General features: G+C 69.6%; 10 protein-coding genes. 5 read left to right on the top strand and 5 right to left on the bottom strand.

Annotated features, from left to right (window positions below; translation table 11 throughout):
- Positions 1-32 precede the first annotated feature (32 nt).
- Both folE and ftsH read right to left on the bottom strand, forming a co-directional pair.
- On the bottom strand, positions 33-644 hold the full coding sequence (gene folE / locus ACWDMM_RS26710) for a GTP cyclohydrolase I FolE (protein WP_323124589.1): 612 nt from the start codon (positions 642-644) through the stop codon (positions 33-35).
- 138 nt (positions 645-782) lie between these two features.
- Entirely contained in the window at positions 783-3,158 is a 2,376-nt protein-coding gene (ftsH, locus tag ACWDMM_RS26705; protein ID WP_449940077.1) for an ATP-dependent zinc metalloprotease FtsH, read from the bottom strand.
- A 427-nt stretch (positions 3,159-3,585) separates the two neighbouring features.
- Between ftsH and ACWDMM_RS26700 the strand changes: the two genes are divergently transcribed.
- Positions 3,586-4,464 carry a hypothetical protein gene (locus ACWDMM_RS26700; RefSeq protein ID WP_323124576.1) on the top strand — a complete coding sequence of 293 codons (879 nt, stop codon included), beginning with the start codon at positions 3,586-3,588 and terminating at the stop codon, positions 4,462-4,464.
- Here the strand turns inward: ACWDMM_RS26700 and ACWDMM_RS26695 are convergent.
- A complete protein-coding gene (locus ACWDMM_RS26695) occupies positions 4,444-5,277 on the bottom strand; it encodes a DUF1266 domain-containing protein (protein ID WP_195078012.1) in 834 nt (277 codons plus the stop codon). The genes ACWDMM_RS26700 and ACWDMM_RS26695 overlap by 21 nt on opposite strands.
- Positions 5,278-5,430: 153 nt before the next feature.
- Between ACWDMM_RS26695 and ACWDMM_RS26690 the strand changes: the two genes are divergently transcribed.
- Positions 5,431-5,697, top strand: coding sequence for a DUF2277 domain-containing protein (locus ACWDMM_RS26690; RefSeq protein WP_195078011.1), 267 nt, complete (start codon positions 5,431-5,433; stop codon positions 5,695-5,697).
- 12 nt (positions 5,698-5,709) lie between these two features.
- Here the strand turns inward: ACWDMM_RS26690 and ACWDMM_RS26685 are convergent, their stop codons facing one another.
- The gene (locus ACWDMM_RS26685; protein WP_449940074.1) at positions 5,710-7,023 is read right to left on the bottom strand and encodes a PucR family transcriptional regulator; all 1,314 of its coding nucleotides are present in this window, start codon (positions 7,021-7,023) and stop codon (positions 5,710-5,712) included.
- Between the two features lie 171 nt (positions 7,024-7,194).
- On the opposite strand from ACWDMM_RS26685, the gene ACWDMM_RS26680 reads away from it, so the two are divergent.
- The 3 genes from ACWDMM_RS26680 to ACWDMM_RS26670 all read left to right on the top strand — a co-directional run bounded on the left by ACWDMM_RS26680 (position 7,195) and on the right by ACWDMM_RS26670 (position 10,944).
- Complete coding sequence (locus tag ACWDMM_RS26680) at positions 7,195-8,799, top strand: aldehyde dehydrogenase family protein (RefSeq protein ID WP_195078010.1); 1,605 nt, start codon at positions 7,195-7,197, stop codon at positions 8,797-8,799.
- The gene (locus ACWDMM_RS26675; RefSeq protein ID WP_195078009.1) at positions 8,796-9,629 is read left to right on the top strand and encodes an SDR family oxidoreductase; all 834 of its coding nucleotides are present in this window, start codon (positions 8,796-8,798) and stop codon (positions 9,627-9,629) included. Before ACWDMM_RS26680 ends, ACWDMM_RS26675 begins: the two co-directional genes overlap by 4 nt.
- Before the next feature lie 427 nt (positions 9,630-10,056).
- The gene (locus tag ACWDMM_RS26670; RefSeq protein ID WP_195078008.1) at positions 10,057-10,944 is read left to right on the top strand and encodes a LysR family transcriptional regulator; all 888 of its coding nucleotides are present in this window, start codon (positions 10,057-10,059) and stop codon (positions 10,942-10,944) included.
- Here the strand turns inward: ACWDMM_RS26670 and ACWDMM_RS26665 are convergent.
- Positions 10,934-12,406, bottom strand: a complete 1,473-nt coding sequence (locus ACWDMM_RS26665; RefSeq protein ID WP_195078007.1) for an amidase family protein — start codon at positions 12,404-12,406, stop codon at positions 10,934-10,936. The two genes, ACWDMM_RS26670 and ACWDMM_RS26665, sit on opposite strands and share 11 nt — an antisense overlap.
- Between the last annotated feature and the right edge of the window lie 140 nt (positions 12,407-12,546).

Raw genomic sequence — 12,546 nt, 5'->3', positions numbered from 1 at the left:
GATGCGCCTCGGTGGGGACACCGGGGGCCCGCTCACTTCCGCAGGATCAGATCGAGCGCCTCGGCGCGCGAGGCGGCGTTGGACTGCAGCAGTCCGCGCACCGCGGAGGTGGTCGTGCTCGCGCCCGGCTTGCGGATGCCGCGCATCGCCATGCACAGATGCTCGGCCTCGACCACGACGATCGCGCCGCGCGGGTCCAGCTTGCGCATCACCGCGTCGGCGATCTGGCTGGTGAGCCGCTCCTGCACCTGCGGACGCTTGGCGTACAGGTCGACCAGACGGGCGAGTTTGGACAGGCCGGTGACCCGACCGTGCGGGCCGGGGATGTAACCCACATGGGCGACCCCGTGGAAGGACACCAGATGGTGTTCACAGGTGGAGTACATCGGAATGTCCCTGACCAGCACCAGTTCCTGATGCCCCTCGTCGAAGGTGGTGTTGAGCACCGAATCCGGTTCCACGTAGAGCCCGGCGAAGGTTTCTCGGTAGGCGCGCGCGACCCGGGCGGGCGTGTCGAGCAGTCCTGGCCGGTCCGGGTCCTCGCCGACGGCGATCAGCAACTCCCGTACCGCCGCTTCGGCCCGCGCCTGATCGAACGATCTGCCCGTTTCCAGTGCCACGAGGCCAGGCTCCGGCACGCCGATGTCGACACCGTCGTGTTCCGCTTCGGCGAGGGTGTGACCACCGCCATGCTCCTTGGCCGACAATCGAGGACACCTCCAAACTCCCCGGGCGCCGGCAATCTCTCGGCACCCCAGATGGTCGAGCCTAATCGTCACTGATCAGTGACGACCGTTCGGTCCATCCCAATCGCCGTCGCCCTCGCCGTTCGGATTCGCCCTGCGCGGCTCGTCATAGCCGCCGCGGTCGCCGTAGCCGTCCCGCTCGTAGCCGCCTTCGGGCGAACCCTGCGGACCCCACTGCTGGTAGCCGTGCCTGGGCTGCTGGTCGCCCCAGCCGGGCTGACCCTGCTGCGGCTCGTCGCGCGGCGGCCAGCCGGGAGCCGACCAACCCGCCGGAGCGCCGTAGTCCGGGCGCGACCCGTGCGTGCCCTGCCGCGGATAGGCCGGAGCCTCCGGCAGCGGGTAGCCGGGCGCGGACGGGCGGGAGTACTGCGGCGGAGCGCCGTAACCGCTGCCATGCGGCGGGTACCCGTTGGCGGGCTGCGGCTCGCGCTGGGCGGAGGCGGCCACCGGCTTCACCACCGGCTCCGGCGGCCAGGATTCGCCGCGCTCGGCGGCCAGCTCGCCCGGCGTCTTCACCGGCGGCTTGTCCGAGGGGACGCGCTCGCCGAAATCGTTGAACGCGGTGATCCTGGGGCGCTTCTGCACCGAGGCGAGGATCTGCTCGAGATCCTTGCGGTGCAGCGTCTCGCGCTCCAGCAGCGCGGTGGCCAGGTCGTCGAGCACGTCGCGGTACTCGTTCAGGATGGCCCACGCCTCGGTGTGCGCGGCCTCGATCAGGTTGCGCACCTCCTCGTCGATCGCGCCCGCCACCTCGTGCGAATAGTCCGAACCCATGCCCATCGAGCGGCCGAGGAACGGGTCGCCCTGCTCCTGGCCGTAACGGACCGCGCCCAGCCGTGCGCTCATGCCGTACTCGGTGACCATCGCGCGCGCGATCTTGGTGGCCTGGTCGATATCGGAGGACGCGCCGGTGGTCGGCTCGTGGAACACCAGTTCCTCGGCCGCGCGGCCACCCATCGCCATGACCAGGCGGGCGATCATCTCCGAGCGGGTCATCAGGCCCTTGTCGTCCTCGGGCACGGTCATCGCGTGGCCGCCGGTGCGGCCGCGCGCCAGGATGGTGACCTTGTAGACCGGCTCGATGTCCGGCATCGCCCAGGCGGCCAAGGTGTGCCCGCCCTCGTGATAGGCGGTGATCTTCTTCTCGTGCTCGCTGATGATCCGGCTCTTGCGGCGCGGGCCGCCGATCACGCGATCGACCGACTCCTCCAGCGATTCGCCGGTGATTACCGCGCCGTTCTCGCGGGCGGTGAGCAGCGCGGCCTCGTTGATCACGTTGGCCAGGTCGGCGCCGGACATGCCGACGGTGCGCTTGGCCAGGCCGTCCAGATCGGCGTCCGGCGAGATCGGCTTGCCCTGCGAATGCACGCGCAGGATGGCGCGGCGACCGGCGAGGTCGGGGTTGCCGACCGGGATCTGCCGGTCGAACCGGCCGGGACGCAGCAGCGCCGGGTCGAGGATGTCCGGGCGGTTGGTCGCGGCGATCAGGATGATGCCGGTGCGGTCGCCGAAGCCGTCCATCTCCACCAGCAGCTGGTTGAGGGTCTGCTCGCGCTCGTCGTGACCGCCGCCGAGGCCGGCGCCGCGCTGGCGGCCGACCGCGTCGATCTCGTCGACGAAGATGATGCACGGGCTGTTCTGCTTGGCCTGCTCGAACAGGTCGCGCACACGGGAGGCGCCGACGCCGACGAACATCTCCACGAAGTCCGAACCGGAGATGGTGAAGAACGGCACACCGGCCTCGCCCGCGACGGCGCGGGCCAGCAGGGTCTTACCGGTGCCCGGCGGGCCGTAGAGCAGGACGCCCTTGGGGATCTTGGCGCCGAGGGCCTGGTAGCGGACCGGGTTCTGCAGGAAGTCCTTGATCTCGTAGAGTTCCTCGACCGCCTCGTCGGCTCCGGCCACGTCGGCGAACGTGGTCTTGGGCATGTCCTTGGACAGCTGCTTGGCCTTCGACTTGCCGAAGCCCATCATGCCGCCGCGGCCGCCGCCCTGCATGCGGGCCATCACGAAGATGAACAGGCCGAGCAGGATCACCATCGGCAGCACGAACAGCAGGATCTGGGTGAACCAGCTCTCCTGCTTGACCACGGTGTTGTAGGGCGCGCCGGAGTTCTTCACGGCCGAGAAGATCTGCGCGGAGGTCTCGCTGCCGCCCGGATACTTCGCGATGATCCTGGTCTGTCCGCCGGTGGCGTCGTTGCCGTCCTTCAGCTCGATGCGCAGCTGCTGCTCGCGATCATCGATCTGGACGTTCTGGACGTTGCTCTTGTTCTCGAGCTGGCTGAGGGCAACCGATGTATCGACGCTCTTCCAGCCCCGCGTGTCGTTGCCGAAGTAGCTGAACGCATAGATCACGAGCAGAATGCCCGAGACTATGGCCAGGGTGCGAAACACAGTCTTGCGGTTCATAGAGCGTCGGCCGGGGCGGCCAGTCCTTTCCGGTGTCTCCGGTTCTTGCCTAGCGATGCGTCTGGCGCGTCCGGTTCCGCGGGGGTTCGGATGCGGACAAGCCACGTTACCGCGTACGGTCTACTCGATACATCGCGCAGTTCGGCTGCAGGTGCAGTTAAAGAGGTAAACGGCCGGAGACCGACGGTGGTTCCCGATGTCTCCGGTTCGGCTTCCTCCAAGTGGCAACAATCATGGCATGTTCGGCCTATCGTGAGCGACGACACAACATCGCGGCGCGAGCGACGGGCCACCCAGGCGGTAGCTCGCACACCACGAAGGGCCCCGGGAGCGCCGCAGACCAGACACGAGCGCAGGGGGTATGGACATAGTCGAGTTACGGACACCAACAGCGATACTGCGTCACGGCCGCGGCAGGTTGATCGTCTTGCGACCCGGATCCGACGGCGAGCGCGTGCTCGATGTCCCGGTTTCCGACCTGCTGAAAGTCCGGCTGAACCGGCGCGCGGACGACGCGGTCGTCATCGAGATCTATCTGCGCTACCCCACGCCCGTGCTCACCGGCGTCCCCGCGGACCGCACCCCCCTCCCGGTCATCATCGCCGAGCACGACGTGCCCGCGGCCACCGAGATCGTCGATCGCATCAACGCGCACATCCTGGCCACCCAGCGCATCGACGTGGCGGCGCCGGACCTGCGCCCGCCCGCCCCCGTCTGGGGCCGCGGCGGTCCCACCCGCGCGGACGTGGAACGGGCCACGCGCAGGATGTCACCGCGCCGCGAGGCGAAGCAGGCGATAGCGGCTCTGCATCGTTACGTGACGCCGGAGGAGTACGTCCTGGAGACCGCTGTCGCGGTCGCGCACCCGCCCGCGGGCAACGGCTCCGGCCTGCTCGCGGCGACCACCACCCGCCTGCTGTTCATCGCCATGGGCGAGGGCCGGTACGCGCACGAACTCCCGATTCCCGTGGTCTTATGGGCGCGCGTCACCGATACCCCCACCGCAGGGCGCGGTGAGATCGGTCCTGGGCGCGGCGCCGTCGGTATGGAGGTGCACGACGGGAGCCGGACGCTGCATTTCTCCGGCGCGGACCGCGCCGACACCGAACGGGTCAGCTGCGCGGTGAACTTCGCGGTGCGCCGGGAGTCCGCCGACGGCGCCGCCGGGTCGGCCGACCCCGGTGTGGCGCAGTTGTATTCGGAATGGGAGCTGCTGGTCGAGCGGCACTCCCTCGGCATGGTGGACGACGCGCAGTTCCAGCGCTACGGCCGCGGGATCCTGCGCTCACTCCCCGACGGGAGCTGAGTTCAGCGCGATCCGTCGCCACGGGCTGGTCGGACGCAGCCACAGCCGCAGCAACTCCTTGCGGCGGTCGACGCCGCCGTTCTTCAGCTCGGCCAGGTCCTCGCAGGCCTGCCAGTAGGTCCAGCCGGTGAGATAGGCGTCGCCGAACTGGCGCCAGTTGCGGTACTTGCTCTGCGCCAGCGGCAGGGCGCGCGCCAGATAGCTCCAGGCCACGTCGGCGTCGAGGTACCCGGCTGTGTAGGCCATCCTGGCCACCGCCACCACCCTGGCCAGATCCCAGGCGTGGATGTCGCTCGGCAGCGGCCGGGCCAGATGATCGGTGAATCCGATTTTGATCGCCTGCGACCAGATGTCGTAGTCGCGGACCAGCGCCTCCGGATTGTCCATCCCGCGGAACGCGCCGACCTGGCGCAGGAACGCCCGGTGCCGATCGGCGCGCTCACCGAAGCGATCGCGCTCGCTGGCGTTGATGGACGCCGTCACCAGCGGATGCACCAGCGCGTAGAGCGGGGCGTGCATGCCGTCCAGCAATTGCTCCATCGAGGCCTGCGCCTCGGTCCCGTCGGTGATGCCCCACGCGCCGGTGAGCGTGTCGATGGCCAGTTCACGCCGGTCACCGAGCGGATGCGCGCGTTCGGGGCCGAGCAGCAGCGCGTCGTGGAACGCGTCCCAGCGCGCCGAGTAGAACGCGCCGAGGGCCAGCGCACGCAATTCGTCGTCGGAAACCGCGGCGCCGGACCAATGGTCTTCCTCCCGCTCGTCCAGCTCCGCGTACGGAAAGGTCGTCAAGGTGGGTACACCGCGCGAAGACATGCCCCGATTGTTCCCCATGCCGCGCGCCGCACGCGTGGGATTCACGGATGGGCGCACATTCGTCCCCGCGGGCGCGTCCGCCGGGCGAATCGATTTCGGCCTCGGTTGCTTCTTGCCCTGACGCATGTCGTGATGTGGGGCTAGTGTGCTCGCATGTGTAGAAACATCACCGTCCTGCGTGGTCTGGAACCTGCCGCAACCGAGCAGGAAATCTATGCCGCCGCACTGCAGTACGTGCGCAAGGTCGGTGGCGTGTCCGGCCTGAGCTCGACCACCAAACCGGCCGTCGACAAGGCCGTCGCGGCCATCGCGAAGGCGACCACCACCTTGCTCGCCGAGTTACCCGACCGCAGGGTGGCGCCGACCACCGAACCGCCGCTGCGCCGCATCGCCGCGCGGGAGGCCGCGGCAGGAGAGTAGGCGCCGAGCGGTTCAAGGCAGGGCGTCGGCGCCGTAGACGGCGACGCACACCAGCGCGATCTCCAGCGGGAGCCCGCGCTCTTCGATCGGATATCCCAGTAGCTGTTCGATCCGCTGCACGCGGTAGCGGACCGTGTTCTTGTGTACCCCGAGCACCTTCGCCGTGGCCTCCGGGCTGCGCTGGCTGCGCAGATAGGCGTGCAGCGTCTCGCGCAACCGTGCGGCGTTCGCGTCCCGGCCCGCCAGCGCGCCCAGCTCCCGCTCGACCAGTCCCCGCATGGCCGCTTCGTCCGCCCCGGCCAGATAGGCGATCTCCACCGTTCGATACCCGGTGACCCGCCGCCCGCCCGCGGGCGCGCGCTCGGCGACCTGCCGCGCGGCGACCGCCTCGCGATGACTGCGGCGAAAACCGGCGATCCCCCCGGCCGGCACACCGAACGCCACCCGCACCGGCGCCTCGACCTGCGCGGCGGCCAGCCGTTCCACTTCGCCGGGCGCCGCGAGTCCCGCGCCGTGTTCCCCGTCGTCCGATCCGGCCCACGCCCACATCGCGCTGGCGCCGGAGGGGACGGTGAGCACCCTGGCGCTGCCCAGCGCCGCGGCCAGTCGCGCCGCGACCCGGTCCAGCAGTCCGGTCGCCTCCGCCTCCGCGCCTGCGGGCTCTCCGGTCGGCTCGTCGGTCCACAACACGAAGGCCAGGTGTTGCTGGGAAAGTCGATAGCCGAGCCGCACCGAGGCCTGATCGACGTCCACGTCGTCGCCGTCGAGCAGGGCGCGGACGGTCTCGGCGCGCCGGTTGAGCGCGGCGCGCAGCACCTGCTCGCGCTCCTCCATATAGGTGTCGGTGAGCAGTTCGACCGAGGTGCTGATCCACTTGGTGGCCCGCTCGAACAACCGCAGCAGCAGCACGCGCTCGAGTTCGGGCGTGGTCCGCCGCTGCTCGACCACCTCGGTCATGTAGTCCAGTACCGCTTCCATGCCCACGTGATAGACCCGCAGCAGCAACCGCAGCTCGAACCCGCGCCGCGCCACGCTGCGCGCGAACGCGTGCGCTTCCTCCGGCAGCGAGTACTCGAAGGTGTCGGTGGCCAGTCGGCTGAGCACGATCCTGGCGTGCGCCCTGGTGCTGGCCGCGAGGTCGCGCCGCATATCGCGATCGGCGAGTTCGGGGATGCGCGCGATGATCACGTCGTCCAGCCGGGTGACGATGCGCTCCAGCACCTCCGCGCGCGTCGTCTCATAGACGTACTCGGCGAGCCAGTCGCGCACTTCGTCGGGACCGGGGTTCGGACCGACCGAGACGCCCGGCGAAGGCCCCATCGTCATCGCCCTCTCCTTCGGCTCGGCGATTTTGTCTCGAAGAAACAAAATCGCACGTTTTCCTTGACAATTCGGGCCAAGAAACTCTGTTCGGATTGTGTCACGATCATAGTTCAGTGGCCTGCCTCACAGCAGTCGCAGACCGCGGTTCAACACAACGTCAGTGGGAGAACAGCAGTGACCAACACCGAACCAGCGCCAGCGGCCGAGCAGGCGCAGGCACGCGAAACGACCGCGAAGAGCGACGGCCCCGCCGTCATCGAGGTGCGCAATCCCGGCACGGGCGAGGTCGTCGGCACGGTGCCGGACGAGACCGCCGACGCGGTCGCGGCCAAGGTCCGCGAACTGCGGCTGTACCAGCCGGAGTGGGAGGCGATCGGCCCCGAAGGACGCAAGGTCTGGCTGCTGAAATTCCAGGACTGGCTGATCGACAACACCGATCGCCTGGCCACCGTGCTGCAGTCGGAGACCGCGAAGCCAAGGGTCGACGCCCTGATCGATCCGGGTTTCGCGACCGATCTGATCGGCTACTACGCCCGCCGCGCGGCCAAGTTCCTCGCCGACGACCACCCGTCGCCGCACAGCCCGCTGGCCAGGGTCAAGCGACTGACCACGGTCTATCGGCCCTATCCGGTGGTCGGCGTCATCACGCCGTGGAATTTCCCGCTGGCCATGCCGGTGATGGACGTGTTCCCCGCGCTCGCCGCGGGCGCCGCCGTGATTCTCAAGCCGTCCGAGGTCACCCCGCTCTCGGCGATCGAACTGGCCAAGGGCTGGGCCGAGATCGGCGCGCCGCCGGTCTTCGCGGTGGTCACCGGCGCGGGCGCGACCGGAGCGGCCGTGGTGGGCAACGCCGACTACATCCAGTTCACCGGCTCCACCGCGACCGGCCGCAAGATCGCCGCCGCCTGCGTGGAGCGGATGGTGCCCTACAGCCTGGAACTCGGCGGCAAGGACCCGGCCATCGTCCTGGCCGACGCCGACCTCGATCGCGCCGCGCACGGCATCGCCTTCGGCGGCATGTTCAACTCCGGCCAGGTCTGCATCTCGGTGGAGCGGGTGTACGTCGAAGCGCCGGTCTACGACGAGTTCGTCGCCAAGCTCACGGCCAACGTCAAGGCGCTGCGCCAGGGTCTCGACGGGCGCGAGTCGAAGCACGACGTCGGCGCGCTGGCCAACGAGAACCAGGCGGCCATCGTGCAGCGCCATGTCGACGAGGCCGTCGCGGCGGGCGCGAAGGTGCTCACCGGCGGCAAGCGGGCCGGATTCGGCACCGCCTTCGAGCCGACCGTTCTGGTGGACGTCGACCACACCATGTCCTGCATCACCGAGGAGACCTTCGGTCCCACGCTGCCGGTGATGAAAGTGGCCGACGAGTCGGAGGCGATCCGGCTGGCCAACGACTCGGTGTACGGCCTCTCGGCCTCGGTATGGACCGGCGACAAGGAGCGGGGCGAGCGGATCGCCCGGCAGCTGAACGCGGGCGCGGTCAATATCAACGACGTCTTCGCCAACCTGTTCAGCTACGCGCTGCCCATGGGCGGCTGGGGCCTGTCCGGCGTCGGCGCGCGCTGGGGCGGCGCGAACGGCGTGCGCAAGTACTGCCGTCAGCAGGCGATCACCACACCGATCCTGCCGACGCAGCAGAAGGAACTGTTCTGGTACCCGTACTCGATGCCGAAGCTGCTGTTCGCGCTCGGCGCCATGCGCGCCGCGGGCGCTCGCGGCCTGCGCCGGCTCGACCTGCCCGCCCTGCTGAAGCTGAAGGGGGACGACAAGTGACCGATGCGAAGCAGATCCGCGGCAAGGTCGTGGTGATCACCGGCGGCGCCCGCGGCATCGGACTCGCCACCGCGACCACGCTGCAGGCCCTCGGCGCGCAGATCGCGATCGGCGACATCGACGAGACCACGGTCAAGGAGTCGGGCACGGCGCGCGGTTTCGAGTTCTACGGCAAGCTCGACGTGACCGATCACGATTCCTTCGACAGCTTCCTCGACGAGGTGGAGCGCACCCTCGGCCCGATCGACGTGCTGATCAACAACGCGGGCATCATGCCGACCGGCAAACTGGTGGACGAGCCGGACCCGCTGACCCGCCGGATTTTGGACATCAACGTCTACGGCGTGATCCTGGGATCCAAGCTGGCGCTGCGCCGGATGCTGCCGCGCGGCGGCGGGCACATCATCAACATCGCCTCGCTGGCGGGCGAGGCGCACATCCCCGGCCTGGCCACCTACAACGCCAGCAAGCACGCGGTGCTGGGATTCACCGACACGCTGCGCGAGGAGTACCGCGGCACCGGCGTGCGCTTCTCCTCGGTGCTGCCGACGCTGACCAACACCGAGCTCGGATCGGGCGTCACCGCGCCCAAGCTGATGCGCGCCGCCGAGCCGGAGGAGATCGCCGACGCGGTCGCGAAGCTGATCGTCACGCCGAAGTCGAAGGTCAGGGTGACCGCGGTGGCCGGGTTCATCTCCCAGTTCGTCGGCCTGCTGCCGGAAGCGCTCGGGGACGGCATCGGCCGCGCGCTCGGGTCCGGCCGCGCCTTTCTCGACGACGTCGACGCCGAGAAGCGCAAGGCCTACGAGGAGCGCGCTCGCGGCGTGTGAGCGCGACGCGGAGCCGGGGCGCCGCGGCCGGGATTCGTCTCGGCCACGGCGCCTCGCCGCGTTCGGGCCACATGGGGCCCGACACACGCGAAGTTCCTTGTGAGCAAAATCACGCGACCTGCCGCTTACTTCGCATAGCCGGTCAGCGGCAAATTCTCAGCCCGCACTCGATGCCCACGAAGGCGTCCCTCAATCCGCCACGGAGACTTCGGGCGAACCCCCATTCATGCTGGTCAAGCGCCCAAATCCGGGAGCGCGACGGCAAATGCGCAGAGCATGCCGAAAATTCGCCAACCGCTTGGTGCGCGGCACCATCACAGGCAATATGCTGTTCCTAACAAACCTGCCGACTGTTTCGGTGCCCGTATCCGAACTTTCCGGCCTGATAAGGCTGGAAATTCCGGACTGATTCTGATAGCAAGGGGCTATGGACCCGCACTTGCGCGACCTGCGGTATTTCGTCGCCGTCGCTGAGGAACTGCATTTCACCAACGCCGCTCAGCGGCTGCACATCGCTCAACCCACCCTGTCGCGTCAGATCCGTCAGCTGGAACGCCAGCTCGACGTGGTCCTGTTCGACCGCAACCAGCGCAGCGTCGCGCTGACCGTCGCGGGCAAGGAGCTGCTCGAAGGCGCCCGCAAGATCCTGGAGCTGTGGGAGGTCACCAACGTCTCGCTGCAGGAGGCGGGCGAGGTGCTGCGCGTCGGCATCCAATCCACGCTCGGTCGCGGTCTGCTCAGCGATCTGGAGAGCGCGAGCGGACATCGTCTCGCGCTGCACGCGGCGTCGTGGACCGATCCGTCCAGCGGGCTCGCAGGCCGTCAGGCCGACCTGGCTCTGGTCTGGCTTCCGCTGCCGGACCAGAGCCGGTACCGGTGGCAGGTGCTGCGCACCGAACCGCGCTGGGTGCTGCTGCCGGAGAACCACCCGCTGGCCGTCTCGGAGACCATCGAGTTCACCGATCTGCTCGACGAGCCGTTCGTCGCGCTGCCCACCGAAGCAGGCGCCGTGCGCGACTTCTGGCTGGGCAACGACGGACGCGGCGGCCGTCCGCCGAAGATCGGCGCCGAAGCCGCGACCGCCGAGGACAAGCTGGAAGCGGTGAGCCTCGGCCTCGGCGTGTGCCTGCTCGCGGAGAACAACGTGCCGATGTACCGCTGGCCCGGGTTGACCGCGCGTCCGGTGTCGGGACTGGCGCCGTGCGAGCTCGCCGTGGCCTGGCGGGCCGACGACAACCGGCCGACCATCCTGGAGTTCGCCGGACGGGCCGTCGAGGGCGGGTTCGCCGCGCAGCAGCAGCCGGTCAGCGTCTGAACCGGCCCGGCCGGGCCTCGGGGGCGGTGCGCTGCCAGGGGCGGCGGGTCTCCAATTGCGCCGACAGCCGGAGCAGAGTGGATTCGCTGCCGGGTGGTCCCGCGAGTTGAGCCGCGACCGGCGTACCCGATCCGGGATGCATGCCCATGGGGATGGAGACGGCGGGCCAGCCGACCAGATTCCACAGCGGAGTGAAGGGGGCGAACCGCGCGCTGGTGAGCAGAGTGGCGGGGCGGTCGCGGAAGTGCCAGGCCCGCGCCGGCGGCGGCGGGGCGGCGAGCGTGGGTGTGATCACCACGTCGTAGTGCTCGAAGAACTCCAGTAGTCGCGCCTCCACCCGGTCGATCTGGGCGGGACGCGCGAGCCGTAACCGATGCACGGTCCGGCCCAGAGCCAGGCGCTGCCGGACTGTCCGCGATAGTCGGTCGGGCTCTGGCAGTGCTCGAGCGTCGCGGGCACCGAGGGCCAGCCAGCGCAGCGAGGCCGCGAGCAGCGCGTTTCCGTACGGTAGCGCGGTCGGTCGCACCGAATGCCCCACCGCCGCGGCCACCGAGGCCGCCGTGCGGGCCGCCGCCGTCCAGTGCCGGTCGACGCGCAGCAGGCTGGAAGGTGGATCCACCGCCAGCCCGATGCGTAGTCGGCCGGGTGGATCCACCTCGGCTAGGCCCGGTCGCGCCGCCAGGACCGACAGCGCCAGCGCGGCATCGTCCACGCTCGTCGCCAGGACACCGTTTTCGACCAGACTCGACCACGGGCCCGTCCCGGGGACCGTGTACTGCCCCGGCTTGATCCCGAAGACACCGCAGCACGCGGCTGCCACCCGCACCGCCCCCAAACCGTCGCAGCCGTGCGCCACCGGAACCAGCCCGGCCGCGACCGCCGCGCCGGCCGCGCTTCCGGCGTTGCGCGCGGGATTCCACGGATTGCGGATGACGCGCTCGGCGCCCGCGCTGGTCACCCATCGACTCAGCTCCGGGGCCGCGACGAGGCCCATGACCACCGCGCCCGCCGCACGCAACCTGGCCACCACCGGATCATCCGCGGCGGCCACCGGCCCCCACGGCACCGGCTCGCCCGCGAGGGGAACGCCGTGTTCGACCACGACCGGGACACCGGCCAGCGGCAGCACGTCCAGGTCGTCACGCTCCATCAGGCCGACCGATTCGACCGTCACCTGCTCGTCGCGCAGGACGCTGAAGGCGTCGAGTTTCCGGTCCGCCGCCGCGATCCGCGTCCCGGCATCCGCCGCCACTTGGCCCGGATGCAGCAGGCCGTCGCGCACGCACGCGGCGATCGTCGCGGCCGGGCCGCGTTCGAGCGCGGCCCCGGCTTCCGCGGGAAGCACGTCGGCGGCTCCCAGCGGTCGGGTGACGCCGGTCTTCGCATTCGAGAATGTCAGGGGCGGGGCGGAGTTTCCCGCCGAGATCGAGCCGTCCGCCATGATTGCGGCCTCGTCGGACATGTGCTGGTCATCCCCCGTCCGGTCGTTGTCGAAATCGGGTGATCCACTGTCGAGCCGCAAGTTATCATTTCGAATACGGCGCGGGGGATGATGGTGTTGGGTGTGGCGGAAATTTTCGGCACATCGGACAACAACCGGTG

The sequence above is a fragment of the Nocardia sp. NPDC003726 genome, from assembly GCF_053586955.1.
Note: the sequence above shows the minus strand (reverse complement) of the source record. Positions and strands in the feature narration are given on the sequence as shown.

Coding starts and splice junctions, on each gene's coding strand:
- ftsH (WP_449940077.1), bottom strand. CDS start 3,158: ATGAACCGCAAGACTGTGTTTCGCACCCTGGCCATAGTCTCGGGCATT.
- ACWDMM_RS26695 (WP_195078012.1), bottom strand. CDS start 5,277: ATGTCTTCGCGCGGTGTACCCACCTTGACGACCTTTCCGTACGCGGAG.
- ACWDMM_RS26670 (WP_195078008.1), top strand. CDS start 10,057: ATGGACCCGCACTTGCGCGACCTGCGGTATTTCGTCGCCGTCGCTGAG.
- ACWDMM_RS26685 (WP_449940074.1), bottom strand. CDS start 7,023: ATGACGATGGGGCCTTCGCCGGGCGTCTCGGTCGGTCCGAACCCCGGT.
- ACWDMM_RS26665 (WP_195078007.1), bottom strand. CDS start 12,406: ATGTCCGACGAGGCCGCAATCATGGCGGACGGCTCGATCTCGGCGGGA.
- ACWDMM_RS26690 (WP_195078011.1), top strand. CDS start 5,431: ATGTGTAGAAACATCACCGTCCTGCGTGGTCTGGAACCTGCCGCAACC.